Source organism: Cryobacterium sp. TMB3-10 (assembly GCF_004402305.1).
Classification (GTDB): domain Bacteria; phylum Actinomycetota; class Actinomycetes; order Actinomycetales; family Microbacteriaceae; genus Cryobacterium; species Cryobacterium zongtaii.
Genome location: NZ_SOGH01000008.1, coordinates 36,492 through 63,414, shown reverse-complemented (window position 1 = coordinate 63,414; position 26,923 = coordinate 36,492). Strand labels below are relative to the sequence as shown.

General features: G+C 67.9%; 28 protein-coding genes and 1 tRNA gene. 15 read left to right on the top strand and 14 right to left on the bottom strand.

Going from position 1 to position 26,923, the window contains the following annotated elements; translation table 11 throughout:
- Positions 1–305: 305 nt before the first annotated feature.
- The 5 genes from E3T22_RS19320 to E3T22_RS04245 all read left to right on the top strand — a co-directional run bounded on the left by E3T22_RS19320 (position 306) and on the right by E3T22_RS04245 (position 4,570).
- Positions 306–506 carry a hypothetical protein gene (locus E3T22_RS19320; RefSeq protein WP_240632404.1) on the top strand — a complete coding sequence of 67 codons (201 nt, stop codon included), beginning with the start codon at positions 306–308 and terminating at the stop codon, positions 504–506.
- Between the two features lie 152 nt (positions 507–658).
- Positions 659–1,153, top strand: coding sequence for a hypothetical protein (locus E3T22_RS04260; RefSeq protein ID WP_133159859.1), 495 nt, complete (start codon positions 659–661; stop codon positions 1,151–1,153).
- Positions 1,153–2,187, top strand: a complete 1,035-nt coding sequence (locus tag E3T22_RS04255) for a DUF6545 domain-containing protein (RefSeq protein ID WP_088455583.1) — start codon at positions 1,153–1,155, stop codon at positions 2,185–2,187. Before E3T22_RS04260 ends, E3T22_RS04255 begins: the two co-directional genes overlap by 1 nt.
- Positions 2,165–2,635, top strand: a complete 471-nt coding sequence (locus tag E3T22_RS04250) for a hypothetical protein (RefSeq protein ID WP_088455584.1) — start codon at positions 2,165–2,167, stop codon at positions 2,633–2,635. The genes E3T22_RS04255 and E3T22_RS04250 overlap by 23 nt, the downstream gene beginning before the upstream one ends.
- A 336-nt stretch (positions 2,636–2,971) precedes the next feature.
- Positions 2,972–4,570, top strand: coding sequence for a cryptochrome/photolyase family protein (locus E3T22_RS04245; protein ID WP_134480737.1), 1,599 nt, complete (start codon positions 2,972–2,974; stop codon positions 4,568–4,570).
- A 42-nt stretch (positions 4,571–4,612) separates the two neighbouring features.
- Here E3T22_RS04245 and E3T22_RS04240 read toward each other — a convergent pair whose 3' ends face one another.
- A complete protein-coding gene (locus E3T22_RS04240) occupies positions 4,613–5,038 on the bottom strand; it encodes a VOC family protein (RefSeq protein WP_134480736.1) in 426 nt (141 codons plus the stop codon).
- 107 nt (positions 5,039–5,145) lie between these two features.
- On the opposite strand from E3T22_RS04240, the gene E3T22_RS04235 reads away from it, so the two are divergent.
- The gene (locus E3T22_RS04235) at positions 5,146–6,132 is read left to right on the top strand and encodes a YafY family protein (protein ID WP_088455587.1); all 987 of its coding nucleotides are present in this window, start codon (positions 5,146–5,148) and stop codon (positions 6,130–6,132) included.
- A gap of 84 nt (positions 6,133–6,216) precedes the next feature.
- Positions 6,217–6,882 (top strand): hypothetical protein, encoded by a 666-nt coding sequence (locus E3T22_RS04230; protein WP_134480735.1) that lies wholly within the window; start codon positions 6,217–6,219, stop codon positions 6,880–6,882.
- Here E3T22_RS04230 and E3T22_RS04225 read toward each other — a convergent pair.
- The 3 genes from E3T22_RS04225 to E3T22_RS04215 all read right to left on the bottom strand — a co-directional run bounded on the left by E3T22_RS04225 (position 6,879) and on the right by E3T22_RS04215 (position 9,793).
- Positions 6,879–7,478 (bottom strand): GNAT family N-acetyltransferase, encoded by a 600-nt coding sequence (locus tag E3T22_RS04225; protein ID WP_134480734.1) that lies wholly within the window; start codon positions 7,476–7,478, stop codon positions 6,879–6,881. The genes E3T22_RS04230 and E3T22_RS04225 overlap by 4 nt on opposite strands.
- A gap of 164 nt (positions 7,479–7,642) precedes the next feature.
- Entirely contained in the window at positions 7,643–8,653 is a 1,011-nt protein-coding gene (locus E3T22_RS04220; protein ID WP_088455590.1) for a hypothetical protein, read from the bottom strand.
- 261 nt (positions 8,654–8,914) lie between these two features.
- Positions 8,915–9,793: a LysR family transcriptional regulator gene (locus tag E3T22_RS04215; protein WP_088455591.1), complete on the bottom strand. Its 879-nt coding sequence runs from the start codon at positions 9,791–9,793 to the stop codon at positions 8,915–8,917.
- Positions 9,794–9,934: 141 nt separating this feature from the next.
- Here E3T22_RS04215 and alsS point away from each other — a divergent pair, with 141 nt between their 5' ends.
- Positions 9,935–11,665 (top strand): acetolactate synthase AlsS, encoded by a 1,731-nt coding sequence (gene alsS / locus E3T22_RS04210; RefSeq protein WP_088455592.1) that lies wholly within the window; start codon positions 9,935–9,937, stop codon positions 11,663–11,665.
- Complete coding sequence (budA, locus tag E3T22_RS04205) at positions 11,662–12,393, top strand: acetolactate decarboxylase (RefSeq protein WP_240632405.1); 732 nt, start codon at positions 11,662–11,664, stop codon at positions 12,391–12,393. The genes alsS and budA overlap by 4 nt, the downstream gene beginning before the upstream one ends.
- A 50-nt stretch (positions 12,394–12,443) precedes the next feature.
- Here budA and E3T22_RS18975 read toward each other — a convergent pair.
- Positions 12,444–12,558, bottom strand: a tRNA-Cys gene (locus E3T22_RS18975).
- On the opposite strand from E3T22_RS18975, the gene E3T22_RS04200 reads away from it, so the two are divergent.
- Positions 12,538–13,029 (top strand): DUF1801 domain-containing protein, encoded by a 492-nt coding sequence (locus tag E3T22_RS04200; protein ID WP_134480733.1) that lies wholly within the window; start codon positions 12,538–12,540, stop codon positions 13,027–13,029. The genes E3T22_RS18975 and E3T22_RS04200 overlap by 21 nt on opposite strands.
- A gap of 75 nt (positions 13,030–13,104) precedes the next feature.
- On the opposite strand, the gene E3T22_RS04195 is transcribed toward E3T22_RS04200, so the two are convergent.
- From E3T22_RS04195 to E3T22_RS04180, 4 genes are all read right to left on the bottom strand, one after another.
- Complete coding sequence (locus E3T22_RS04195; protein ID WP_174776257.1) at positions 13,105–13,734, bottom strand: MBL fold metallo-hydrolase; 630 nt, start codon at positions 13,732–13,734, stop codon at positions 13,105–13,107.
- Entirely contained in the window at positions 13,734–14,828 is a 1,095-nt protein-coding gene (locus tag E3T22_RS04190) for an S-(hydroxymethyl)mycothiol dehydrogenase (RefSeq protein ID WP_134409513.1), read from the bottom strand. Before E3T22_RS04190 ends, E3T22_RS04195 begins: the two co-directional genes overlap by 1 nt.
- 88 nt (positions 14,829–14,916) lie before the next feature.
- A complete protein-coding gene (locus E3T22_RS04185; RefSeq protein ID WP_134480732.1) occupies positions 14,917–15,945 on the bottom strand; it encodes a PHP domain-containing protein in 1,029 nt (342 codons plus the stop codon).
- 59 nt (positions 15,946–16,004) lie between these two features.
- Positions 16,005–16,325: a hypothetical protein gene (locus tag E3T22_RS04180; protein WP_240632406.1), complete on the bottom strand. Its 321-nt coding sequence runs from the start codon at positions 16,323–16,325 to the stop codon at positions 16,005–16,007.
- A 117-nt stretch (positions 16,326–16,442) separates the two neighbouring features.
- On the opposite strand from E3T22_RS04180, the gene E3T22_RS04175 reads away from it, so the two are divergent.
- Positions 16,443–17,036, top strand: coding sequence for an HhH-GPD-type base excision DNA repair protein (locus E3T22_RS04175; protein WP_134480731.1), 594 nt, complete (start codon positions 16,443–16,445; stop codon positions 17,034–17,036).
- Positions 17,037–17,048: 12 nt separating this feature from the next.
- On the opposite strand, the gene E3T22_RS04170 is transcribed toward E3T22_RS04175, so the two are convergent.
- Positions 17,049–17,894 (bottom strand): alpha/beta hydrolase, encoded by an 846-nt coding sequence (locus tag E3T22_RS04170; RefSeq protein ID WP_134480730.1) that lies wholly within the window; start codon positions 17,892–17,894, stop codon positions 17,049–17,051.
- A 163-nt stretch (positions 17,895–18,057) separates the two neighbouring features.
- Between E3T22_RS04170 and E3T22_RS04165 the strand changes: the two genes are divergently transcribed.
- From E3T22_RS04165 to E3T22_RS04155, 3 genes are all read left to right on the top strand, one after another.
- Positions 18,058–18,774, top strand: a complete 717-nt coding sequence (locus E3T22_RS04165; protein ID WP_088455598.1) for a DUF2461 domain-containing protein — start codon at positions 18,058–18,060, stop codon at positions 18,772–18,774.
- Between the two features lie 92 nt (positions 18,775–18,866).
- Positions 18,867–19,175: a hypothetical protein gene (locus E3T22_RS04160; RefSeq protein WP_134409515.1), complete on the top strand. Its 309-nt coding sequence runs from the start codon at positions 18,867–18,869 to the stop codon at positions 19,173–19,175.
- Positions 19,176–19,252: 77 nt separating this feature from the next.
- The gene (locus E3T22_RS04155) at positions 19,253–20,779 is read left to right on the top strand and encodes an AMP-binding protein (RefSeq protein WP_134480729.1); all 1,527 of its coding nucleotides are present in this window, start codon (positions 19,253–19,255) and stop codon (positions 20,777–20,779) included.
- Here E3T22_RS04155 and E3T22_RS04150 read toward each other — a convergent pair.
- From E3T22_RS04150 to E3T22_RS04135, 4 genes are all read right to left on the bottom strand, one after another.
- Entirely contained in the window at positions 20,740–22,458 is a 1,719-nt protein-coding gene (locus E3T22_RS04150; RefSeq protein ID WP_134480728.1) for an FAD-dependent oxidoreductase, read from the bottom strand. The genes E3T22_RS04155 and E3T22_RS04150 overlap by 40 nt on opposite strands.
- A 4-nt stretch (positions 22,459–22,462) precedes the next feature.
- Complete coding sequence (locus E3T22_RS04145; RefSeq protein ID WP_088455602.1) at positions 22,463–22,759, bottom strand: toxin-antitoxin system YwqK family antitoxin; 297 nt, start codon at positions 22,757–22,759, stop codon at positions 22,463–22,465.
- 95 nt (positions 22,760–22,854) lie between these two features.
- Complete coding sequence (locus E3T22_RS04140) at positions 22,855–23,565, bottom strand: LON peptidase substrate-binding domain-containing protein (RefSeq protein WP_240632407.1); 711 nt, start codon at positions 23,563–23,565, stop codon at positions 22,855–22,857.
- Between the two features lie 60 nt (positions 23,566–23,625).
- A complete protein-coding gene (locus E3T22_RS04135) occupies positions 23,626–24,036 on the bottom strand; it encodes a GNAT family acetyltransferase (RefSeq protein ID WP_088455603.1) in 411 nt (136 codons plus the stop codon).
- Positions 24,037–24,229: 193 nt separating this feature from the next.
- Here E3T22_RS04135 and E3T22_RS04130 point away from each other — a divergent pair, with 193 nt between their 5' ends.
- Positions 24,230–26,854 carry a hypothetical protein gene (locus tag E3T22_RS04130; RefSeq protein ID WP_134480727.1) on the top strand — a complete coding sequence of 875 codons (2,625 nt, stop codon included), beginning with the start codon at positions 24,230–24,232 and terminating at the stop codon, positions 26,852–26,854.
- Positions 26,855–26,923: the final 69 nt, after the last annotated feature.

The following is a 26,923-nucleotide window of genomic DNA, read 5'->3' as shown; positions in this document are numbered from 1 at the left end:
TCGGAGCCCTGGGCCAGGTTATTGCCTTCGCCGTGGCTCTTACCCTCTTCATCCGCTCGATGCCTGCCCGTCGGCGGTGGGCAGCACACCGGGAGGCCGGTTGGACGACGGCGCAGTGCAGGGCCGATGACGCTCGCCGGTCGCGTGTGGAGCACACGCAGATGCTTAATGCCCGTCTACGCAAACTCGGGCTCCGCCCGGTTCCGCCCCCACTCCGTGGACGCCTCCGCCGCCCAAGAAACCGACCACAGTGAGCCGATTGTCCGTTGTGCTGTTCCTCGACCTCAAGCGGATCGAGAGGGTCAGTGACGACCGTGTCCGTTCTGGTGAAGACACAGGACTGCGGTCCGCTGGCGATTCACTGGGGCGTGACCAGCGCTAACCAGGACGAGATCGCAGCCAGCTCCATACCCGGGGCGACCTATGAGTTCGACGTCGGCTGGTTCAGCCGCACGTTCTTCAAGAACGGAATTCAATCGGCGCGGGATTATCGGCTCATCGGGTAACCCGCCTGAGCCCTGCGGGCGCCACTGGCGCTGGCTCGTGGCTATCATGGAGACCTTGAGTAATCCCATGCTGACGGCAGTCATCCATGTCTCAGATGCGCTGGATCCGGCTAGGGGAGACGCAGCGGATCGACACGAGAATCGGATCCATAGTGAACTACGCAGCACGGCAACTACGCGCTCAGCAACTGGTGCAGGAGATAGACCTCCCACGCCCCCTGAACTCGGAAATCCTGCACCACCATATGGAGCAGATCCGCACGAAGAAGATCGTCGTCGTGCAGGCGCCTCAGGGAATGCTTGACAGCGGAATCTGCGCGCTCTGGCTCGAGGTGGCCGGTGAAGAATTCGAGCGGATCTACTGCGCGCCAACAGACTCGGCCGTCCACCGGCAGCAGTTCGTGAATCATGAGTTCGGTCACATGATCCTCAATCACAAGAAGATGATCATGCCGGCCGACAGGGTCGCGCTTCTCGCACCCCTCATCCCGATGAACGCCATTGTCGCGGCGCTGTCCCGAAACAGCTTCACCGATGAGGAAGAGGCAATGGCGGAGGCTATCGGGGACGAGCTTGCGATGATCCTTCGGAAGGACGCCTCACAAAGCAGGCGCGGAGCCGAGACCGGATTCGGGCAGGTTCTCTGATGTTCGCTCTGATCGAATACGCGGTGCTCGCGGCTCTCTGGGGCACGACCCTGCTCCTCGTGCCGAGCGCGCTCCGCGGCAAACGGCGTCTGCTTTTCTGGTTCATGGTGGCCTTCGCGGTCACCATGTCGCTGATCACCGACGGCCCGTATGCATTCGTCGACGGACTCTTGGGCGGAGTCGACCTGACCTATTTCATCTTCCACGCGACAGCGATCGTCTGTGTGGCCCTGTTCGACTGCCTCATTCAGACGGCTGTCTCAAAGGACGGACTCACCTCAACCCGAAAGCGCTTTGCGTTGTGGGGAGTGACCGGACTCATCCTCGTTCAGGCTGCCCTCTTCTTCACCAGCGGCTGGGAGATTGACAACATCCAGTTCATCGGACCTGGCAACTGGAGTCAGCTGGTCTACAGCTTCACGACCTGGATTGCGCTGATCGTCCTTGCGATCTCGACAATGGTCGCGTGCTCCACGGACTACAAACGCCAGTCGGACACAACGCTCAAGACGGCACTGGTGATCATCTTTGCCGGGTGCGCGGTCGTATCGCTCTACGTCGTCATTCAGATGGGTGTGGCGATCAACAGGGCGGCAGGTGGCACCCACGTCAGTGCGATAGTTGATTCCCTCTCTGTGGCTTGCCCGCTCCTTGCGCCCGTTCTGCTCTCGGTCGGTCTCGGTCTCCGTCTGCTGGTCGGAGTTTTCAGGAACCTGAGCGACGCAGGCACAAGCCGCTGGCTGCTGTGGAAGGTCACCCCGCTGTGGGAGCGGCTGCTGGCTGACCGACCTGAGCTCAGCATCGAAGCACCGACGTCACGGCTAGCGCTCTGTTTTCGGGGGAGCCACGCCTTGCACCTCCACCGCCGCTACGTCGAGGTTCGGGACTGTCTCCTTCTGCACCCCGACCAGTCACTCTCGGCTCGCGAAGTGAAGCTCATCCAGAGGATCGAACAGCATATTCGGCAGGCGTCAGATGCATCTCGCGGGACCACAAACGACTCGAGGACCGATGAGTACCAAAACGCCCAGTGAAGCGGGTGGGACAGGGACCCCACTGCCCACTCCACAACTGGAGCTTGCACGCAAGCTGAACCTGCTGCTCGACGTAGTGGTGGCCGAAGGAAACACCCCGTATACCTACCGCGAGATCGCCGCGGGTCTCAAAGCCAAGAAGGTTTCGCTCTCGAGGGCCCGATGGCAGTACATGGTCAGGGGGGAAGGCCCACTGGTCAGCGACGTCCTACTTCTCACCGAGATCGCAAATTTCTTCGGGATTGCACCCGAGTACCTGCTCGGGTCCGACGATGACCTGCCGGAGCGTATCGACTCTCAGTTGGAGTTGGTCCGTATGATCCGAGTCAAGCGAGTAATCAACTTCGCGGCCCGAACCCTCGGGGATACGTCACCAGAAGCACTTCGCGAGATCACGAAGCTTCTCGAGGACGGGTTGTCCGCCGGCTCAGACCTGACAGACGAATAGCACCAGCACCGTTCCGATAGAGGTAAGGTTAGACATGTCCAAGGGGGGACAAGGGCAGAGGTGCGCCGGGAGCCAGGGGACGGATTTTTGGGGGGCCGGCGTGCTTGTGACGGGTTTGAGGTGGATCACCTTCCATCCAAAAACGTCCCGCCGCGTGGGGGGACGCGGCGGGACGCACCGTGACCATCAGGGTGGGGGGACTCCTCAGGTCACGTACCAATTCTATGGGCGACCGCAGAAGCCTCTGGCCAAACTTCGTCGACGTCCAGCGTTGAGGAATCCCAGGATTCCGTGGCAAGCACTAAATCCTGCCGCCCGCCGCTCTATCGTTGGGGTATGAGTTCCGGCCCGTCTGTGCGCCTCGTCCTGCCGCACCAGCTCTTCGACCAGCACTTCGAGGCGGCCGGAGGGACCCTGTTCGTGCTCATCGAGCATGATCTACTCTTTCGCCAGTACCGGTTCCATTCCCACAAACTGGTCCTGCACCGTGCGTCGCTGGCCCGCTTCGCAGCCCGACTGCGCGAGCACGGGTACGAGGTTGTCGTTCTTCCAAGCGATACCGAGCGAAGCTCCCACGACCAACTGGCGGAGTGCATTCGGAAGCGCGAGCCGGCGCAGGTGACCTGGTTCGACGTTGTCGATGACTGGCTCGAGCAGGATCTGTTCGCCGGGCTCGCCGACGGCGGCTACCGGATGCGCCCGGGCGACGTGCTGGAGACGCCGAACTTCCTCACCGACCGGGTGCAGATCGATGACTGGTTCTCTCACAACGGCTCCCGCATGCAGGACTTCTACGTGTGGCAACGCCGCCGACTGGACATCCTGCTCGAGAACGGCAAGCCGGTCGGCGGGAAGTGGTCCTTCGACGTCGACAACCGCAAGAAGCTGCCGCGCGGGTACACGCCCCACCCCGTCGGCCGTTTCGCCGGCCATCCCGTGCTTCGGCGGGAGGGCGTCTTCGACTTCGACGCGCTGGTGGACGACCCGGACACGGTCGAGGTGCCGGCCGAGGTCGACGCAGCGATCGCCTGGGTCAGCGCCGAGTTCCCGAATGCCCCGGGTGACCCGCACCTGTTCGCCTGGCCGACCAGCGCAGACGAAGCCCGGGAGCACCTGCAGGAGTTCGTCCGTGACCGCCTGAACGACTTCGGCCCGTACGAGGACGCGATCTCCGCAACGCATCCGTTCATCAATCACGGCCTGCTGACCGGCGCGTTGAATGTCGGGCTGCTGGACCCGCGAGACGTCGTTGACGCGGTGCTCGAGGGCGCCGATCACGGCACTCCCCTCGCGTCCCTGGAGGGGTTCGTGCGGCAAATGATCGGCTGGCGGGAGTACATGCGCGCCACCTACCGAACCCGCGGTCGCGAAATGCGGACCTCGAACCGGCTCGACCACCAGAGGGCCCTTGGCGACGGGTGGTGGGATGCGACCACCGGTCTCGCTCCCGTGGATCTGGTCATCTCGCGGGTGCTCGACACCGGATATGCCCACCACATCGAGCGGCTGATGGTGCTCGGCAACGCGATGTCGCTGCTGCGCATCCACCCCGATGCGGTCTACGAATGGTTCATGGAGATGTTCATCGACGCCTACGACTGGGTGATGGTCCCCAACGTCTACGCGATGAGCCATTTCGCCGCGGGCGACGAGATCACCACCAAGCCCTATGTGTCTGGCAGCAACTACCTGCGAAAAATGTCAGACCTGCCCGCCGGCGAGTGGATGGCCGATTGGGACGGGTTGTACTGGACGTTCATCGACGACCATCGCGAGGTCTTCGCAGCGAACCCGCGCACGCGAATGGTCGTCTCCCTGCTGGGCAACATGGACCCGGGCACCTGGGACGGCCATCGGCGCCGCGCTCAGGCGCTGCTCGGCCTCGGGCACAACACGGCGTTGCTGAAGGCGATCGTCGGAGGGACGTCCCGGTAGGGGCGGGGCGAGCGCATCCACCCGCCCCGCCGGTTGGTCAGATCAGGCCGCGTCCCACGCCACCTCCACATCCAGCACCCAGGTGACCCCGAAGCGGTCGGTGAGCATCCCGTACAGCGGTGACCACTGTGACGTCGCGAGGGGCTCGACGACGGTGGCGCCTTCGGCCAGCTTCTCCCAGTAGCTGGTGATCGCCGCCGCATCCGTGCCGCGAACGGAGACGAACACGGGGATCGTGCCCGGCGCGTAGGCCTTGGCGGACGGCACGTCGTACGCCATGATGCGGAAGCCGTCGTGGGAGGTGACCGATCCGAAGAGGATCTGGTCGGCCTCGGCGGGGTCGGTCGCCCGGTGGGCATCCGCGTAACTGATGGCGACCAGCCGGCCACCGAAGACACTCTGATAGAACTCCAGAGCGGCTCGGGCATCGCCGCGGAAGTTGAGGTGAGTGGTCGTGTGAATGGTCATGTCTGCTCCTAGATTCGAGGGTGTTCGCCGGGCTCGTCCCGGATACCTGTCATGGTCACACCAGTAGAGGACAGATTCGGTCCTCTACTGCGCCTAGAGTGAAAAACATGACGTCGACTACTTCACGGCTGCTGCTGTTGCTCTCGCTTCTCCAAACCCGGCGGGACTGGCCCGGTGCCCTCCTCGCCGATCGGCTCGAGATCAGCCACCGCACGGTGCGCCGGGACGTCGACCGCCTGCGCGAGATGGGCTACAGCATCCACGCCATGAAGGGACCGGACGGCGGCTACAGGCTGGACGCCGGCACCGAACTGCCACCGCTCCTGTTCGACGACGACCAGGTCATTGCCCTGACCGTGGCGCTGCAGGCCGCCACCGCGACCGGGGCCGGCATCGAAGAGGCCGCCGTGCGAGCGCTGACCACGATGCGGCAGGTGATGCCCGCCCGACTGCGTCACCGTCTGGACGCCCTCACCTTCACGACCATCCCGACCCGCGCCGGGGACGCCGTTACCGACCCGGTGTCCCCGGCTGTGCTCATCGCACTGTCCACCGGCATCCGCGCCCGTGAGGTGCTCCGTTTCGACTACGCGAGCCGGCAACCCGGCGACACAGATCCGACGCCGACGCCGCCGCGCCGGGTCGAACCCCATCACCTCGTCACCTCCAGCGGGCGCTGGTATCTCGTCGCCTGGGACCTCGACCGGGGAGACTGGCGGATCTTCCGCGCCGATCGGGTTGCGCCGCGCGCACCCACCGGGCCCCGGTTCACCCCGCGTGAGCTTCCCGGGAAAAACGCACGCGACTACGTTTCGGCCCGATTCACAGGATCGGAACGGGCGAACAGTTGGCCCTGCCGGGGCACTGTGATCCTGGGGCTGCCCGCCACCGCGGTGCTGCCGTTCGCCGGCGACGGCATCCTCGAAGACCTCGGACCCGACCGCTGCCGCTACGAGGTCGGCTCCTGGTCGTGGGTGGCGCTGGCCGCATCGTTGGGCCGGTTCGACACCACCATCGAGGTCGTGGGCCCGCCCGAGCTTTCCGTGGCCTTCGGCCACCTCGCTGAGCGCTATGCCGTCACAGCTTCGGTATGAGGGCGCGGAGAAGTTCCCTGCGATCTGGTATTTCAGGAGGTCCTGGGAGTACGATACGGGGCATCGACATCCGGGGGGATACACATGAATAGCAGAGCATCGGTGGTCTACAGGCAGGGCACGATTGCGGCACTCGCCGTTGGCGTGCTGCTCGTAGCAGGATGTGTCGGCGAGTCCGCCGGCGAACAACCGGCCGGCGAGAAGCCGGCAGCCGGGGCGGCATCCACGGCTCCCACCGAGACACCGGTGCCGTCTGCCACGCCGGCGCCGGCCGAGCCGAACCTGGATGATCCGAGCTCATGGCTCATCGACTACACAGCCATCGGACCGCTGACTCTGCACGGGCAGCTGGCCGACCAAGCCGCCTCGACGACGGCGTTCACCACCACGGTCCAGGATGGCTGCCCGTGGGTGACCGCCCTCGACAAGGCCGACTTCCCGAGCATCTGGCTCCCGGACCCGGCGGGCACCGGAGTCACGGACCAGATCGTGCTGCAGGCCTGGGGGTCTGAGGCCACGGTCGCCGCCAATTCGCCGCAGACCAGCGCGGGAATCGGAATCGGTGCCACCCTGGACCAGGTCACGGCCGCCTACCCTGACATCGAGCAAAACGACGGCACGTACGCCCCGTACTACTCCCTGCCCGACGGCAGCGGACACTGGATCAACTTCGGGTTGAGCTCCGCCGGGCTGGTGGACACCATCGTCGTGCGCGACACTGCGCTTATGGACAGCGAGTACTGCGGCTAGCCGGAGCAGGCTGCCGGGGCGTCAGTCAGCATCAGCCGCATGAGGATGCGGGGGAACCCGCCGGCTACGGAGTCGGTGTCGGCCGCCTTTGTGAAGCCGGCGCCCTCGAACATGGTTCTGGTGCCGACGTAGGCCATGGTGAGGTCCACCCGCTGTCCGTCGTTGTCCACGGGGTAACTCTCGACGCAGGGTGCGCCGGATGCTCGTGCGTAGTCGACGGCGCCGGCGATCAGCGCCGGCGTGACGCCCTGTTTGCGGTACCCCGGGCGCACTCGGAGGCACCACAGCGACCACACCGGCAGGTCGTCCAGGTGCGGGATCTTGCGTGAGGTGGCGAACGGGTGCAGCTCGGATCGCGGGGCGATGCCGGCCCAGCCGGCTACCTCACCGTCGAGGTGGGCGAGCACACCGGGGGCGAGCTTCCGCGCGCAGAGCTCCCGCACCTTGTCGGCTCTGGCGGCGCCAGTGAGCGCGCGGTTCTGCTTCGAGTCCAGCCGCCAGGAGAGGCACCAGCAGACCGAGGATTCGGGCTTCTTCGGCGCGAACATGGTCGCCATCTCGTCGAAGTCGTGGGCCGGGCTCACGTCGATCGTCATCGTCGCCTCGTTCCTCGCTCCTCGTGTTGATGCTCAACGTGCATGCTCAGCGTGGACCCATCGTGGCACCGGCCACGGCGGCCGGGAAGAGCGGGCGAGGGCGTGGCAGTTGGGGGCGGAATGGGCGGGCGCCCACCGCGTGGCGACTCCGGGCGGACTCAGCTCTAGCGCAGGCTCGGGTCCAGCTCGGGCTCGATGGCGTCGATCTGCAGTGCTCCGTCGCCGGTGGACAGGGTCCATGCGGCGCTGATGTACTCTATCGCCGTCAGGTCGCCGGAGGCGAAGCCCACGTTGAAGCCGCCGACTAGCACGAGTCCTTCGTCGTCTGAACCGTCGAACAGGGTGGGTGCGCTCGCCCGCAGGCTGTCCTCGCTCAGGCTCGTGGTCCCGCGCTCGTCACGGATGGCCGCTTCCACGATGGCCGCATCGGTGGCGGCATAGTCGACGGTGACGGTCGTGCGGACCAGGAGCAGGGGAGTCTGTTGGTCCACGCTCAGGGTGCCGAAGATCTTGTCGACGCCGACGGCCGTGTTGGTGGCACGCGGACCGCCGTCCCTGGTGAGCGGCGACGGCAGACTCTGGGAAACGATGACCCCGGCCTCACTGAGCCCGAAGCTTGCCACCTGGGGTGTCAGGGCGGTGTGACCCGCAGGCGTGAACCACGGCGAGGCGCTCTCGAACCAGGCTGCGTCGGCGGTCGCGGAGTCGTCCAGGAGGGCAGAGTCCAGCCCTGCTTCCGTCACGTAGATGAGCGCCGCTCGCTGTGCGGTCTCGGCGTCCTCAATGGTGAAGCCGTACGTCGCCAGCGAGTCGAGATCGACGACCGCGGGGTCGAACTGGGCGCCGACTGACGCCGGGTCGAGTGTCGTGTGGCAGTAGCTGCCGGCGGCGTCCGTGACCTGTTCCTTAGCGATGACGTCGCCCCAGGGCCCCTGTCCGTCGGACTCCGGGCAGGCGCCGACGGCGGTGGGTACCGGTGTGGCCGGGGCCGGGGCGGCACTGGACGGAGCCTCCGCGGCGGGCGCCGAACCGGCGCAGCCGGTGAGGACCAGGACCGCCGAGACGAGGAGCGCGCCCGCGGCCGCTCGGTACTGAGCGCGAGGGGCGCCCACCCTCAGCACACCGGAATTCTGCTGGTACGCGTTGTCCCCGGTCAGATGGCGAAAAGTTTTCATCGTTGTTCCCCCTTAGGCGAAGTCTAGCGCGGGTGCGCGGCAGGGGCGGTCAGCCGGCCGGCAGGTCGTGCCAGTCCACGGGCACACCGCATCACACAGGTCGCCACGAGTGGGCGAGCGCGCCGCAACTGTTGCCCGTGCGGACATCTGCGCCCGGTGCGCCGGGCGCAGATGTCCGCTTCGGGAACAGTTGGTGGGCCGGGTGGGGCGGGCATCGGTGGGCGGAAGCGGGCGGGGTGGGCCGGGCGGGCATCGGCGGGGCTACTCGCCGGAGAGGGCCAGGTTGACGAAGGCGCGCACGGCCGCTGAGGCCCGGCGCTTGCGGGAGGCAGCGAGGTAGACGGTGAAGTCGGGAACGTGCGCCACTGGGATGCGGCGCACGTTGAGCGCATCGTGTGCGGCGAACTCGGGCAGCAGCGCCACACCGAGGCCGTTGGTCACATATTCGGCGGCGGTGCCGATGTCGGAGACCTCGATCATCACCCGCCGCTCCACCCCGGCGGCGACAAAGGCATCGTCCACGATCTGCCGGCTCGCGTAACCCGGCGGCAGATCGATGAACTCCTCGTCGCCGACGTCGGCCAGGTCCACGCCGGCGGCTCCGGCCAGCGGATGCCCCGCGGGCACCACGAGGACCATCGGGGAGGACGCGATCGGCACCGCCGACAGCGTCGCTGGCACCGCTCCGCTGAGCGCCAGGAAGGCCAGGTCCAGCTCGCCGCTGGCCAGCTCGTCGACGAGATCGGCCGAGCCGCGCCGCGCCGCGCGCAGCCGCACCCCCACACCCGGGTGCCCGGTGCGGAAGAGCCCGAGCAGCCGGGGCACGTTCACGAGCGTCACCGACGTCATCAGGCCGATCACGATGGAGCCGGTGATGGCCTGGGTGGACTGCTGGGCGACATCCCGCACCTCGTTGACGGCGTCGAGGGCGCCGCGCACCTTGGGCAGCAGCAGTTCACCGGTAGAGGTGAGCCGGATCTGCCGGCGGCTGCGGTCGAACAGTTCCACGCCGAGCTCGCTCTCGAGCGAACGCACCCCGGCCGACACCGCGGACTGCGCGATGGTGAGCCGCTCGGCCGCCCGGGTGAAGTTGAGCTCGCCGGCGACGGCGCTGAAGAATTCAAGCTGCCTGAGATCCATGCCACCCATCCTCCCACGTCTCATCTGAGAAGCAGATGATTGGCATCCGGTATCGGCGTTGTTCTATATCGGTCGATCGGGCAGGCTAGAACGAGACGCCGGTTCACACCACGGCGTCACCCGCACTACAGGAGGCACGGCATGGCTCAGAATTCAACGGTCCCGGACGAGTCGGTCGACGGCACCGCCTTCGGCTCCGCAGCACTCGGCTCGCCCCGCCGGGCCGGCGACCGCGTCGTCGAATGCCTCGAGGCCTACGGCGTCAAGTGGATCTTCGGCGTCCCCGGTGCGAAGATCGACCCCGTCTACGACGCCCTCCTCGACGGCGGTCCGCAGCTGATCGTGGTGCGCCACGAACAGAACGCCGCCTTCATGGCCGCCGCCGTCGGCCGGCTCACCGGCGAACCCGGCGTCGTGCTGGTCACCAGCGGACCCGGCACCGCCAACCTCGCCACGGGCCTGCTCACCGCCACCACCGAGGGTGACCCCCTGGTCGCGATCTGCGGCGCGGTTTCCCGCGGAGACAGGCTCAAGCGCACCCACCAGTCGATGGATGCCGTCGGCATGCTTTCCGCCGTCACCAAGTCTGCCGGCGAGGTGAGCGTCGCCGACAACGTGCCGGAGGCCATCGCCAACGCGTTCCGCCAAGCCACCCAGGAGCCCAAGGGCGCCGCGGCCGTGGTGTTGCCCTACGACGTTCTCACCGACTCCACCACTGTGTCGATGACCACCCCGCACTGGGTCCCTCAGCTCGGCGCGGCCCCGGCCGCCAGCATCAGCCAGGCCGCCCAGCTGCTCAAGGACGCCCAGTTCCCGGTGATCCTCGCCGGTGCCCGCGCCGGCTCCGACCGGGCCGTCGCCGCGCTGCACCGCCTGCTCGGCGCTGCCGCGCTGCCCGTCGTGGAGACCTTCCAGGCCGCCGGCGTGATCTCCCACGACCTGGAGGAGCACTACCTCGGCCGGGTCGGCCTGTTCCGCAACCAGCCCGGGGACGTTCTGCTGCACAAGGCCGACCTGATCCTGGCCATCGGCTACGACTTCGTCGAGTACGAACCCGCCAAGTGGAACAAGGATCACCTGCGCCGCATCATCCACCTGGACGAGCTGTCGGCCGACCTTGACGACTATTACCGGCCCACCGTCGAACTGCGCGGTGACGTGGCCGAGACGATGGATGCGCTCGCCAGCCAGATCGATGGCCTCACCCTGTCGGCATCCGCCTCGGCGGTCGTCGCCACCGAGCGCGCCCGCCTGGCCGAGGCCGACCAGCCCGTCCATCGTGACGACGAGTCGGAGGGCGTGCACCCCGCCGAGCTGACCCTGGCGATGCGGGCCCTGCTGCCCGACGACACCACGGTGCTCTGCGATGTGGGTTCGCACTACATCTACATGGCCCGGCACTTCCGCACCTACCACCCGCGCACCCTGCTGTTCTCGAACGGCCAGCAAACTCTTGGTGTGGCACTGCCCTGGGCGATCGCCGCGACGCTGGTGCGCCCCGGCACCCCGGTGGTCTCGGTGTCCGGCGACGGCGGGTTCCTCTACTCCGCCATGGAGCTGGAGACCGCGGTGCGGCTCGGCTCCAAATTCACCCACATCATCTTCAACGACGGCACCTACGACATGGTCGCCTTCCAGCAGCAGGGCAAGTACGGCCGCACCTCCGGCGTGCAGCTCGGCGACTACGACGCCGTGAAGTACGCCGAGTCGTTCGGCGCCCACGGTTACCGGGTCACCCACCTCGACGACTTCGCCGCGGTGCTCGAGCAGGCCATGAACGACGACGGCCCGAGCATCATCGACGTGCGGGTGGACTACCGCAACAATCGCGATGAACTGATGGCCGACCTGGAAAGTGACGTGCTGCTGTGACCAACATCACCGTGTCCAGGCACGAGATCTTCCAGACCAGCCTGATGAGCGCGCTGCTCGACGGTGTCTACGAGGGTGAGATGACGGTGCGCGACCTGCTCGGCCACGGCAGCTTCGGCATCGGCACGTTCAACGGCCTCGACGGGGAGATGCTCATCGTCGACGGCAAGTGCTATCAGCTGCGCGCCGACGGCGGGGTGACCAAGCCCGACCTGGGCGCGTACACCCCGTACGCCGTGGTGACGAACTTCGTGCCGCACATCGAGAGCCGGCTGCCCGACAATATCGTGCGCGCCGAGGCATCCGCGTTCATCGACCACATGACGGCATCCGAGAACTACATGTACGCGCTGCGTATCGACGGCGACTTCGAGTGGATCCGGATGCGCACCGTCGTGAAGCAGCAGAAGCCGTACCGGCCGATGGTGGAGGCGACCGACGAAGATGCCATCGTCGAGCTGCACAACGTGTCCGGCTCCCTGGTCGGCTTCCGCACCCCGCTCTACGAGCAGGGCATCGGCGTGCCCGGCTGCCACACCCACTTCATCACCGACGACCGCACCGGCGGTGGCCACGTGCTCGACTTCAAGCTCAAGAGCGGCAGCGCGGCGCTCTGCCTGGGCACCGACCTGCGCCTGCAGCTGCCGCTGACGGACGCGTTCCGCGACGCCAACCTGTCGCCGGACGACCTCGCCCGGCAGCTGGCCAAGACCGAGCAGCACGCCTGACTCGCGCGTCGCGGCGCCCGCCGGGGTCGCTCCAGAGGCCCCGGCGCAGGCGACGCGGTGGCGGGAATCGAACCCGCGTAGACAGCCTTGCAGGCTGCTCCCTGGCACCTGTCCCTGTCGGTGGCCCGGCGCTACCGTAGGGGCATGGCAACAGGAACCCCCGCCGACCACACCGACCACCAGGCCGCCGACGACGAGGTGCGCGCCTTCGTCGACGCCGTCCCCGGCGCCACCCGGCGGCGGGATGCCGAGACCCTCCTGACGATGTTCGGGCGCATCACGGGGGAGCCGGCACGGCTGTGGTACTCGTCGATCATCGGCTTCGGTCAGTACCACTACAAGTACGAGAGCGGGCGGGAGGGCGACGCGGGCGCGGCGGGCTTCTCACCACGCAAGGCGTCGATGTCGATCTACTTTCCCGACGGACTGGGCGCCTACACCGACGAGCTCGCTCGGCTCGGACCGCACAAGGCCGCACTGAGCTGCCTGTATGTCACCAACCTCGACAAGGTCGACCTGGACGTGCTCGAGCAGATGGTCACGACGTCGTATCGCGCGGTGACCGCAGGCGAGTACTTCGGGCACCGGGCTCGGGAGTCGGAGGGCGGCCGCGCCGACCCCCACCGGCCGGAGTAGCTTGCTCGCCGCGAGATGCCGAAAAATGCCCCTGAGGAGGCATCCAAGGGGCATTTCGCGGCAACTCGAGGGCTGTCAGTGGCCGCGCGCGATCCAGTCGGGCAGGTCGGGGGCCTCGGCGCCGATCGAGGTCGACTCGCCGTGGCCGGTGTTCACGACGGTCTGGGCGGGCAGGGTCAGCAGCTTCGTCGTGATCGACTCGATGATGGTCGGGAAGTCGCTATACGACCGTCCGGTCGCGCCCGGCCCGCCGTGGAAGAGGGTGTCCCCGCTGAACAGCGTGTCGAACGCGGGCGCGTAGAAGCACACCGAGCCGGGGGAGTGACCCGGCGTGTGGATGACCTGCAGCTCGATCCCGGCCACCTCGATGGTGTCGCCGTCGGCGAGCTCGCGGTTCGGCGCGGCATCCGGGTAGACGACGTCCCAGAGCATGCGGTCGTCCGGATTCAGGTAGACCGGTGCGTCCGTGGCTGCCGCCACTGCACCGGCCGCGCCGATGTGGTCGTTGTGCGCGTGGGTGCACAGGATGCCGAGCAGTCGGCGCTCGCCGACCGCCGCGAGGATCGCCTCGGCGTCATGGGCGGCGTCGATGACGACACACTCGGTGTCATCGCCGACGATCCAGACGTTGTTCTCCAACGCCCAGCTGCCGCCGTCCAGGTCGAAGGTGCCCTCGGTGACGAGGTGCTCGATGCGCGCGCCCATCAGAGCACCACCACCGAACGCAGCACGTCGCCGGACGCCATCTTGGCGAACGCCGCCTCGATCTGATCGATGCGGATGCGTTCGCTGACGAACTCCGCCAGCGGCAGACGTCCCTGCAGGTAGAGCTCGGTGAGCATCGGGAAGTCCCGCTCCGGCAGGCAATCGCCGTACCAGGAGGACTTCAGCGAGCCACCGCGGCCGAACACATCGGCAAGGGGGATCTCGAGCATCATCTCCGGTGTCGGCACGCCGACCAACACCACGGTGCCGGCAAGGTCGCGGGCGTAGAACGCCTGCCGCCAGGTCTCCGGGCGACCGACGGCGTCGATGACGACATCGGCGCCGAAGCCGCCGGTGAGCGCCTGCACGGCTGCGACCACGCCGTCTTCGTCGAGCCCGGCGGAGTCGATGGTGTGGGTGGCGCCGAACTCGGTGGCCTTGGCCAGCTTCTTGGCGTCACGGTCGATCGCGATGATGGTGCTCGCGCCGGCCAGCTTCGCGCCGACCACAGCGGCGTCGCCGACACCACCGCAACCGATCACGGCCACGGAATCGCCGGCGGCGACGTTGCCGGTGTTCATGGCGGCGCCGATGCCGGCCATGATGCCGCAGCCCAGCAGCCCGACCGCGGCGGGGTCGGCCTCCGGGTTGACCTTGGTGCACTGACGTTCGTGCACGAGGGTCTTCTCGGCGAACGCGCCGATACCCAGTGCCGGGCTGAGCTCGGTGCCATCGATCAGGGTCATCTTCTGGCTGGCGTTGAAGGTGTTGAAGCAGTACCAGGGTTCGGCGCGCTTGCAGGCCCGGCAGTCGCCGCAGACGGCCCGCCAGTTGAGCACCACGAAGTCGCCGACGGCCACGTGGGTGACGCCGGCGCCGATGATGCTCACCCGGCCGGCGGCCTCGTGGCCGAGCAGGAACGGGAAGTCGTCGCTGATGCCGCCCTCCTTGTAGTGGAAGTCGGTGTGACAGACTCCGCAGGTATCGATGTCGACGACGACCTCACCGGGTCCGGGGTCGGGGATGACGATGTCGGTGAGCTCCACGGGAGCCCCCTTCGAACGGGCGATCGCGCCTTGAACGGTGATGGGCATGGAGCTCCTCGTGAGTTGCCGGGGCAGCCGATGTGGCAGACCTCCAACCTAGCGAAGCATCCTGACCGGGCGCTGGCCGGCGGGTCGCTCAGCGGGTGGCTCGCGACCAGTCCAGCAGTTTCTCGACCGGCCAGGTGTTGACGATCCGCTCGGCGGGCACCCCGTTCGCCGCGGCGCGTTCGGCGCCGTAGGCCAGGAAGTCCAGGTGCCCGGGGGCATGGGCGTCGCTGTCGATGCTGAACAGACAGCCGGCCGCGAGGGCCTGAGCCATGAGGTCGTCCGGCGGGTCCTGGCGTTCCGGCCGGGAGTTGATCTCGACCGCCACGGCGTTCTCGGCGCACGCGGCGAACACCCGCTCGGCGTCGAAGCTCGACGGCGGCCGGGTGCCGCGCGACCCTGTCACGAGACGACCGGTGCAGTGGCCGAGCACGGTGGTGTGCGGGTTGCGGATGCCGGCGAGCATCCGCGGGGTCATGCTCAGCGAGTCGGCGCGCAGCTTGGAGTGCACGCTGGCGACGACGACATCCAGCCGGGCCAGCAGCGCCGGGTCCTGGTCGAGCTCGCCGTTCTCGAGGATGTCGACCTCGATGCCGCTGAGCAGCCTGACCGGGTCGGGCGAGGATCCCGCGTCTGCGTTGATGTCGGCGACCACACCGAGCTGCTGCATCAGCCGGTCCGCGGTCAGGCCGTGCGCGACCGTGAGGCTCGGCGAATGGTCGGTCAGCGTCAGGTACTCCCGGCCCAGCATCCGCGCCGTGATCACCATGAGTTCGATGGACGTGGTGCCGTCCGACCAGTCACTGTGCGTGTGCAGGTCGCCGCGAACCACCGCGAGCAGCTCGCGGCCGCCGGTGGCCACAGGGTCTGTGCCGCTCCGTCGCAGGTTGTCCAGGTAGTCGGGCAGGCCGTACAGCGACTGGGAGATCACCTCGGCCGTGCGGCCGCCGATACCCTTCATCGCCCGCAGCCGGCCGTCGTGCACCCGATCGGCGAGCTCCACCGGGTCGAGGTCGCTGATGAGCGAGGCGGCTCGTCGGAATGCCTGCACCTTGAAGTTCGGGGCGAGGCCTCGTTCCAGCCAGAAGGCGATCTCGCTGAGGGCATCCACGGCATCCATGCAGCCATGATCGGCCCGAACCGGCAGAAACGGGAGCCCGCCCGGCGACGAAACCGGAGTCAGACCACGTCGAAGTGGGCCACCGTGAGTTCGCGATCGATGAGGAAGGAGTCGTCCTGCGGATAGAAGACCGCCAGCTCGATGTCCTCGCCGGCGAAGGCGACGATATCGGCGTAAGCGCGCCAGAACGAGATCGTGCGCACCTCGCACCGACCGTCGCGCAGGTCGCGGAACACCATCGCGGCGCCGAGATTGCCCCGGGTGGACCTGTAATCGGCGAGCCCGGTGCGTTCCATGTAGGCCGTGTATGAGGCGCGGTCGGACGGTCTGATCCACCCGGTCCAACTGCGCATCACGCTGCCAGCGGGGATATCGAACATGACGGCTCCTGTCCGCCGGATTCGCGCCGGCACTCGCCATGCTGGCAGCGCGATCTGCCGCTGCCAACCCGAGTCGGCCGTCCAGCGAATCTGTGTCGACGGTGCGAGAATGCTCTGATGACGCTGCACATCACCGGCGATACCGCCGCAGACGCCCTACTCAGTGACGACCCGTTCGCGCTCCTGCTCGGCATGTTGCTCGATCAGCAGATCGCCATGGAGGCAGCCTTTGCGGGACCGGCGAAGATCCGGGACCGGATCGGCACCCTCGACCCGTCGGTGATCGCCGGATACAACCCTGATGAATTCGCCGCGATCTTCAAGCAGACCCCGGCCGTGCACCGTTTCCCGGGCTCCATGGCCACCCGGGTGCAGACGATAGCGGAGGTCGTCGCCCAAGACTGGAACGGTGACGCCGCCGCCATCTGGACCGCCCCCGGTTCCGACGGGGCCGCCCCCGACGGCACCGAGGTGCTGCGCCGCCTCAAGGCACTGCCCGGCTTCGGTGATCAGAAGGCCAAGATTTTCCTGGCGCTGCTCGGCAAACGGCTCGGCGTCACCGCAGCCGGCTGGCGCGAAGCATCCGCCCCGTACGGCGAGGACGGCTCGCTGCGGTCGGTGGCCGACATCGTCGACCCGGAATCGCTCGCCAGGGTGCGCGAGAGCAAACGGGCCGCGAAGGCCGCCGCGAAGGAATCCGCGGGCAGGTAACAGGGCCAGCCGTCAGGCCAGCTCCGCACGACGGATGTGTGCGGTGCTGGCGTGCGTCACCGCCCAGTCCAGCGCGTAGTCGGCGACGGCCTCCCAGCCGGGTTCCCCGCAGGTCCAGTGCGACCGACCGGGAAACTCGTGGAACTGGGTCAGCGCCGCGGACTTGCGGTAGTGGTCGGCGTTGGACTTGTTCACCGACGCGGGCATGATGTGGTCCGCGCCGCCGGCGATGAACAGCAGCGGGGCCCGGTCGTCGAACGCGTAATCCACCCAGGTTTCTTGCTTGCCCGGCTTGAAGTTGGCGATCAACCCATATGCCCACACCCAGTTGCCCGGTGCGGGGATGTGGTAGCGCTCGTACACGGCGTCGGAGTCTTCTCGGCTCAGCGTGTTGGCGAAGACGTAGCGGAACTGCTCTGCCGTGTACCCGACAGCCCGGTGGTAGTTGGCCGGGTTGTTGAGGATCGGGAAGAACGACCGGATCTGCGACGGCGGGGTGACCCGCACTCCCTCCGTCGGCGCCGAGTTGATGGCGACGGATGCCGCGCCCAACCCCCGGGCGGTGAGGAGCTGGGTGAGGGTGCCACCAAAGGAGTGGCCCATGAGTATCGGGGGAGTCTCGAGCGCGCCGATGACTGCAGCGAGGTGATCGACGGTCTCGGGCACGGTCAGGTCCGCGATGATCTTGGGGTTCTCGCGCAGGGCCTCGACCTCGATCTCGAAGCCCGGATAGGTGGGGGTGATCACCCGATAGCCCTTGGCCTCGTAGTAAGGAACCCAGAGTTCCCAGCTTCGGGGCGTCATCCAGAGCCCGTGGATGAGCACGATGGTGTCGGGGGATGCCGGTTCGCTGGTCATGATTGTCCCTTCGGGAGCCGATTGAGGTGGGGCCGGAGGTGCCAGATGGCGTAGATGGAGTGAATCTAGTCCGGTGTGCCGGGGCGTTCAAGGCGGCCCGCGCAAGAACGGGCTCGGAGATGGCCGCGAGACAATGGACTGACGTGATCGAAGGAGCGTGCAGGTGGGTCCCCATTTCAGCGAGCAGGCGTTCGACTTTCTCGAGGAGCTCGAACACCGCAACAACCGTGAGTGGTTCGAGGAGCACAAGGGCGTTTACGAGTTTGAGCTGAAGGCCCGGATGCTCGAGGTGATCGAGGCGATCAACCTGCAGTTGGCGGGGTTCGCGCCCGACTATCTGCGGCCGGCGCCGAAGGCGATGCTGCGGATCTACCGCGATGTGCGGTTCTCGAACGACAAGACCCCGTACAAGACCCATCTGGCGGCGAACTGGCCCCGGCAGGGCCTGGAGAAGGCCGGCGGCGCCGGATTCTTCCTGCAGGTGGGGGTGCACGGCGTGATGGTGGCCGCCGGCGCCTACTCTCCGGGCTCGCCCCAGTTGCACGCGATCCGCGAGTACCTGCTCGACCACCATGACCAGATGCGCAGCCTGCTCGCCGACGCGTCGCTGGCCAGGCTGGCGGAGCCGTTGGCCGGCCGGCCGCTCATTCGCGGCCCCAAGGGTTTTCCCGCCGAGCATCCGGCCGCCGACCTGCTTCGCGTGCGCAGCTGGGCACTGTTCGCACAGCTGCCCGGGGAGTCTGCCCTCACGGACGGCTTCGTCGATACCGTCGTCGAACGGTTCAGGGTGCTGGCGCCCCTGGTTGACTTTCTCAACATTCCGCTGGCCAGTGCCACCCCCCTGGAGCTGGAGGCGGCCGCCGGACGACGCCGCGGCTGATTGTCGCCCACCGGCGCATCGGATGCACGAGAATGGGAGCGATGAGTGGTCGCGGCCGATCTGGTCCAACGGACCCTCGAAGGAGCTCCACAGTGAACGATCCCCGCGCCAAGATGGACGGCAACCGCCTCCTCGCCATGGGCGCCCCCCAGGCGGACTGGACGAAGGCGCCCGGCCGGGTGCCCGGCTTCTGGGTTGCCCTGCTCGGGCTCGTCGTCGCCGTGGTGTACCCGGTCCCGGCCTTGATCATCGGCGCCGTCGGCCTCTACTTCACCATGCAGGCCTACAGGGTCATTCCCGCGGGAGCCAGAGGTCGAGGCCTCACCGTGGCGGCGCTGGCGCTGGCCGGAGCGACGCTCGCCGTCGTGGCGCTGCGGATCGTCCTCGCCCTGCTGCGCTGACCGCCCTGTTTCTGTGACCGCCCTGTTGCTGTGGCCGGCCCCTATGCCGGGCGACCGAGCAGGAGTTCTATGGGGGCATGACGGCAGGATCAAACGCCTCAGACCCCGCGCCGGCGCGGCCCCCGCTTGACACAGACTCCGCGTCCTTCGTGGTGCGGTCGACTCTGGTCGACTACGGGCAGGTCTATGCGGAGTTCAGCTGGGACCGGGTGCGACAGGTGCTGTCGGGGCTGCCGGACGGCCGGGGTGTCAACATCGCCCACGAAGCCGTGGACCGCCACGCTGCCGGAGCGCTCGCCGGACACGATGCGCTGCGGTTCGTGCGCATCGACGGCACCACTCACCCGCTCAGCTACGCCGAGCTCGCCGAACAAACCGGACGCTTCGCCAGTGTGCTGCAGCGGTTGGGAATCGAGCGGGCGGACAGGGTCTTCTCCCTCTGCGGACGCATACCCGAACTCTTCGTGGCCGCCTTGGGCACCCTCAAGAACGGCAGCGTGTTCTGCCCGATGTTCTCCGGCTTCGACCCCGAGCAGGGGCGGCAACGACTCAAGCGCGGCTCTGGGCGGGCGCTCGTGACCACCCGCGAGCTGTACCGAGAAACCGTCGCGCCGGTGCGGGCAGAACTGCCCGAGCTGGTGCAGGTCCTCCTCATCGATGCCGACGGAGAACCGGACCCCGGCACCGTCGACCTGGTCGCGCTGATGCGCGATGCCCCGCCGTACGGCGACATCGTGGCGATGCAGTCGGAGGACATGGCCATGCTCCACTTCACCAGCGGCACGACGGGTCCGCCCAAAGGTGTGGTGCACGTGCATGATGCCGTCGCCTCGCTCTATGTCGCCGGGCTCTACGCCCTCGGCCTGCACCCGAAGGACGTCTATTGGAGCACTGCGGACCCCGGCTGGGTCAGCGGCAATTCGCATGGCGTGATCACGCCGTTGGTCCACGGGGCGACAGTCTTGATCGTGGAGGGCGAGCCCGACGCCGAGCGCACCTACAGTGTGCTCGCCGACCAGCGGGTGACGGTCTGGTACACCACACCGTCAGTGCTCCGGATGCTCATGGCGGCCGGCCCCGCGCTCGCGGCCGCCCATGACCTCAGGGCGTTGCGCCACGTGGCCAGCGGTGGTGAACCGCTCGATGCCGAGGTCTTCGCCTGGGCCCAGGAGACGTTCGGGCGGCCGGTGCACGACACCTGGCGGCAGACCGAGACCGGTGGCATCATGCTCGCGAATTTCCCAGGCAGTCCGATTCGGCCCGGCGCGCTCGGCCGGCCGCTACCCGGGGTGCAGGCCGCCGTGCTGCTCACCGACGCCGACGGGCGGTTCGTGCGCGGGGACGACGGTGGGGTGGTGTTGGTCACCGAACCGGGTGCCATCGGCGAGCTCGCCTTTCGCGCCGACTGGCCGTCGATGTTCCGCGGCTACCTGCGGGACGACGCCCGGTACCGGCGGCGCTTCGTCGGAGGCTGGTACCTCACGGGCGACCTGGTGCGGCGGGACGCCGATGGCTACTACTGGTTCATCGGTCGAGGAGCAGACCCCGCCGAGCCCGCCCCCGGTCAGGGCGGGAGCGGTCGAGCACCGAACCCCAGGAGGTAGGCGTCGGCGCCGTCAAGGTCGGAGCCGTCAGCGCGGTAGCCGACGTAGCCGTCCCAACGCACCAGATACTGGGCCAGGCCGGATCGTCGGCGCGAGACGGCGGCGGCGCGTGGAGCGGCCGACCAGCGGGATCGCGGTGCGGACGGGGTCAGTTCCACGGTGAGCAGGTGCGCCCAGCGGGCCTGAAACTCCCGCACCCTTGCATCGGGCCACTCAGCGGCCGGCCCGCAGAGCAGCATCCGAAACACCGGCGGGCCCGGTGCCGCGCCGTGACCGGCGGCTGCGGTCCTGACGGAAGACACCGGCACCGCGCCCATCCCGGGCTGGGGGAATCTCTCGCCCGGCCGCGGCCCCCGGTCGAGGCTGGGGACCCCGTCCACCGATAGCGAGCTGCGCCGGTAGTGGATGCCCAGTTCGGAGATCAGCCGGAAGCCGGTGCGGCGCGCCATCCGGCTGCGCAGCAGCAACGCGGCCACCGGCACGGCCGGGCCGGCCCGCAGGCCACGCAGCACCGGGTGCTGGCTGGTCGCCACCGTGAAGGCACGGTTGGTGCCGGCCAGCACCGAGCGGGCCACCGGCAGTCGTTCCTGCTCGTAGCTCCCGAGCAGCGCCGGGTCGGCGGCGCCCCGGCAGACCAGGGCGAGTTTCCAGCCGAGGTTCACGGCATCCTGGATGCCGGTGTTCATGCCCTGGGCGCCGGCCGGGCTGTGGATATGAGCCGCATCGCCGGCCAGGAACACCCGGCCGCGCGCGAAGGTATCGGCGAGCCGACTGCTGATGGTGAATTCGGTGAGCCAAACCGGGTCGTGCAGCACGATGGTGTCCCGGGTGTACCGGGTGACGGCCGCCTGCGCGAGGGCCAGGGTGACGGGGCCGGTGCGGCTGCCCGGCGGTAGCATCACCAGCAGCCGCCAGCCGGCCGGCGAGCCGAGAGGAAACAGGAACAGCGGACCGGCTCCGGACAGGTAGACGTGCACCCGGCCGGGTTCCAGACCGTCGGCCTCCAGATCGGCGAGGAGGAAGCGCTGCGGGAAGGCTCGACCGGAGAAACCGATGCCGGCCAGGTGCCGGGTCGCGCTGTGCGCGCCGTCACAGCCCACCACATAGCGGGTGCGTACCGTCCTGGGCGGCACGCCGGGGGAGTCGAGGGTGCAGGTGACCCCGTCATCGTCCTGACTCAGGCCCGTCAGGGTGAGACCCCGGCGGATGCCGACGCCCGCGCTGGCCAGGCGGTCGACGAGTACTCGTTCGGTGCCGGCCTGAGAGAGGAACAGCAGGAACGGGAAGCGCGTGTCACCGATTGCTTCGTCGAGCAGTGCCTCGTCGAGCAGTGCCTCGTCGAACAGTGCCTCGTCGAACAGGGACACGGCATGAGCGGGCGCAGCGCTCAGGCTGCCGCGGCGGCGGCGTCCGCGCCCGTGCAGCAACAGCGTCCCGGTCGGGTTGCCGGCGCTCACGAGGTCGTCCGCGAGGCCGTTGCGGGCGAGGACCTCGAGGGTGCGTGCCTGGATAGCCAGCGCGCGGGATTCGTGCGCTGCATCCGCTGCCCTGTCGACGATCATCGCGGTGACCCCGTGGGTGTGCAGCTCTCGGGCGAGGGCGAGCCCGGTGGGCCCGGCGCCCACGATCAGGACATCGGCGTCGAATATTGTGCCGGTGCCGATCCGGTTTCCGGCCATGTCATCACCGGGTGGCAGGGTCCGCGGGGCTGGTGCCCGGGGTCGACCGGTCGAACGAGGTCTCCTTCACGAGGCGCCCGGTGCGGTCCCAGGTGCGCCACAAGCCCACCTGGTGACCCAGGTCGAACTCCCCGGAACGCATCAGCGAACCGTCGAGACGGAACCACTCCCAGTGTCCGTGGAGTTTGCCGTCGAGTTCAAAGCCGCTGGCCTTGACCGACCCATCGGGGAAGCGGTCGTGGCGGGGGATCGGGAAGCCGACGGACCGTGAGAACGAGGGGGAGGACGATTGAGGGGGCATGCCCCCATGCTGCCCCGGAATGCTCCAGTGCTCAACGGCGCGCGACGGTACACCGCCGGCACTGATGACGGGCCGGTCGCGGTCGCTCGCGAGGGTCAGGCGTTCGGGTCGTCAGGGTCCAGGTCATCCGTGTTCAAATCATCCGCGTCCAGCTCACCGGGGCCGGGCACCCTGTACGCGTCGGCGGCCGCTTCAGTGTGGTCGAAAATCGCCCGAAGCAGGCCGGCCATGCTGGTGGACCGCAACATGGCGACCTGGTCGAGCGGACCCACCGGGGCGATGCCGGCCAGCTGCCAGGCGGCCTCGACGGGGTCCTCGGACAGGGCGACGTTGGCCGACCAAGCATCGTCGGTGAACTCGCTGGCCAGCGACAGGGTACGACGCACGGTCTGCTCGGCGAGCACCCGCAACGGGGTGAGGGCGTCGTCCCAGACCAGGGCGGGCAGCTCCCGCACCACGGCCTGCGGGTAGGGGGCGTCCTGGCGCCACTCGATCACCTCGATGCGCCGGTCTCCTTGCGCGACGAGGCCGACGAACCCCTCCGGCGCCACCAGCTCGAGCACCTGCGCCACGGTCCCGGTGCTGAACGGGTGCTCGCCACCGCCCACTTCCTGGCCGCGTTCGATGAGGACCACACCGAACTCCGCGGGCTCCGATTCGAGGATGCTCGCCAGCATCATGAGGTAGCGCTCCTCGAACACCCTCAGCTGCAACGGCATGTAGGGGAAGAGCACCGAACCGAGCGGGAACATCGGCAGGCCGGTGGCGCCGACGGGCTCGTCGGGTGAGCTCCCCTGATTCGACATGACCCCAGCGAATCACGCTCCCGGTGGAAAACCAAGCACCCCGGCTGCCGGGGAGTGAGATCAGTCGAGCCGTTTCGCGACAACGCGCACGTGGGCATCCGCATAGCCGAGCCGGTCGTAGAAACCGGTGACGGCGGTGTTGCTCTCTCGCACCATGAGCTGCAGCTTGACGGCGCCGCGTTCCACCAGCCAGGCTTCGGCGGCCTGCATCAGCCGGCGACCGAGGCCCATGCCGCGCTCGGGCACGGCGACGGCCAGGTAGTAGACCCAGCCGCGGTGGCCATCGTGGCCGACCATCACGGTGCCGACCAGTCTGCCGTCGCGAAAGGCACCGAGCACAGTCGATGTCGATCCGGCCAGCGCGCGATGGAGGTCGGTGGCGGGCGGATTCCACGGGCGGGTGAGGCCGGCTTCCTCCCAGAGGGTGGTCACGGCCTCGAGATCGGCGGGGGTGACGTCCGTGATGTGCATTGGTCCATTGTGCCGGTGCCGAGTGGTGTTCCGATCGTTACACGGGGAACGGACTTGGCCGCTGGCCAGCTGTTTGTTTGCGATACGCTTCGAAACGATAACTGGGGGAAGCATGAATAATTCACAATTGGGTGGGAATCCCGATTCCGGAGACGATTCCGGAACGGGCACAGACAATACAGACCAAAGCGCGGTGGCAACTGAGCCGGCCGCTGCAGCAGAACCGGCAGCAGATCCGGTAGCAGGTCCGGCCGCTGCGCCGCCCGCGCCGACTGAGCGGGTCGCGGCTCCGTACGGTACTCCGGGTGCCACGCTGCCGACCATACCGGCGCCGACCGGACCGACCGTCGGCACCCGCGTCGCCTCGATGGTGCGGGGCATCCCGGCCGAACGGTTCATCGCCGCCGCGATCGCCCCGGTAGTCGTCTACGCCGCCACCTGGCTGGTGGCGCTGGTGTTCACCCTGCTGGTGTTCGTCGCCGCCGCGGACGCATCCCTCGATTGGGGACTGGCCTTCCAGGCGCCCGCTCAGATCGTTGGCCTGGCCGTTGCCGGCACGCTCACCATCGGCGCCACGGTGATGGGGATCTCGGCCGCCGTCTCCGTGCTCTGGCTTCCGCTGCTGGTCACCACCTTCCTGATCATCGCCACCGCATTCGTGGCCCGCAGGGACGAACGGATCGCGCCGAGCCGGACGCGCGGCATCCGCTGGTTGCTGTCGGCGCTCAGCGGTGTGGTGCTGGCGATTCTTGTCGTCATCGTCGCGGCCGTCACACCGCTCACCTATGTGCTCGGTGACGGTTCCGAAAACTACTTGGGATTCACGACCGCCACCGGGACCGCAACGTCGGCGTCATTCACGGCCTTCCTGGGCGCTCTCGTTCTGGGCACCCTCGCGTCCTATGTCGCCCGGGCCCGGGTGGCCCGCGCAGCCGCCGGCATCACGCCTGCCGTCGTGGCACCGGCCGCCACCACCGTGTTCGCATCCGTGCGGTCGACGCTGCCGGTCGTCGGGCTGCACCTCGGTGTGCTCGCCGTTCTGGTCACCGTGGGACTGCTGGTCTGGTCCGTGATCAACGGCGGCGTCAACGCTCTCCTGACCGCGTTCTTCTGGCTTCCGACCGCTGTCGTCGACGGCCTCGGCTTCGTGAACCTCGCACCGCTCACGTTCGGTGGTTCTCTGGCCGCCCTGGGTGGGCTGACCGGTTCGTCGAACAGCTTCTGGATGCCCGCTGAGCTGCCCGGCTGGGCCACTGTGCTGATCCTGGTGGTCAACCTACTGCTCATCCTGGTCACGGGTACCGTGTTGCGTCTTCGTCGTGGGCAGCTGAGGTTGTCTGCGGCCATGTCGTGGGTGACCACGGTGGTGTCGTTCGCTGTCGCGGGCATCGTCATCTCGATTGTGGGTGGCATCGGCGGCTGGACGAGCGTCGACACGGCCGGCGCAGGCGAGAGCCTCGACGGTCTTCTCGCGGGTGCCGGTTCCCTGATCGAAGGGGCTGCCGCTGCCTCCGGCGTCGTCGGACTGGCCGCGTGGACATTCATCGTCTTCGCCGCGCTGGGCGCCCTCGTCGAGGTCGTCGCGGTCTTCGCGGCCCCGACCCTGGTGCAGCTCCTCCCCGCCGCCGTCCTCACCCGGTCGGCCAAGATCACCGGACTGGTCGGCGTGCCGTTCGCGGTGCCCGGTACGTATGTGCTGCCGGAGCCGACCAAGGTTCCCGTCGCCAGCGCCGCCCCCGGCGCAACCGGAGAGCCCGTCGGCTCTGGAGAGCCCGCCGTGGTCCTGCCCCAGCATGATGGTGTTACCGCGACCGTGCCGATGACCCCGGAGAAGAAGCGTCGGGTGCGGATTGCGCTCGCCGCCGTCGGGGCCGGTGTCGTCGTCGTGCTCGGCGCATCCATCGCCGTTTCTATCGTCAATCAGATGGTCTACAGCCCGCAGAACCAGGTGGAAAGCTACCTGGACGCGCTCGTGGCCGGTGACGCATCGGCTGCCGTGGCGATCGGTGATGTCGACGGCTCCGGGGAGCAGGGGGTGCTGCTCACCGACAAGGTGCTGAAGGCGACCGAGGGCCGGATCACCGGATTCACGATCACCGATGTCAGCACCGCAGGCGACACCGCCACGGTGACTGCCGACATCGATCTGGACGGGGTCAAGGAGGATGCGAGCTACACGTTGACGAAGTCCGGGAAGACGGCCCTGTTCTTCGATAATTGGACCCTGGACCCGGTCTGGCTGCCGACGGTGTCGGTCTCCGTCGCGCCGGGTATCGAATCGGTCGATGTCAACGGCACCGTCGTTCAGCTGACCAGTGAAGTCCAGGAGTCCGGTTATCTGGAGGTTCTCGCCTTCGCCGGAGATTATGTCATCGGCAGTGCAGGGGACGCCGAGTGGCTTGCAGCCGAACCGCAGACGGTCCAGGTCGGAATGGTTGTTTCATCAGGTAGTGCGCAGTTGAAGCTCGAACCGACGGCGAAGTTCACCTCGTCCATTGATGAGCAGGTGGCGGAATATCTCGCCGGCTGCGCGGCGCAGAAGGTGCTGAATGCCGACGACTGCCCGATTTACGTGTTCGATTACGGCACCATCACCGATGTCGTCTGGACCATCGATGAGCCGGCCGTGACGTCGTTGGGCAACTCGTACAAGAACGAGTGGTACCTCGCCACGGAAGATCGCGGCTCGGCGACCGTGACCTACACGAACACTGACTATCGGGGCCAGGCGTCGCCGGAAACGGCAACCATGAATTTCTCGGTCAATGGGACCGTGAAGATGGTCGACGGCGCTCCGGTCTTCTCGAACAGCTACTAACCGGCCGAGGCATCGGCACACACGCCCGGATCGCCACCGCCCACCTGTCGTGGGCGGCGGCGGTCCGGG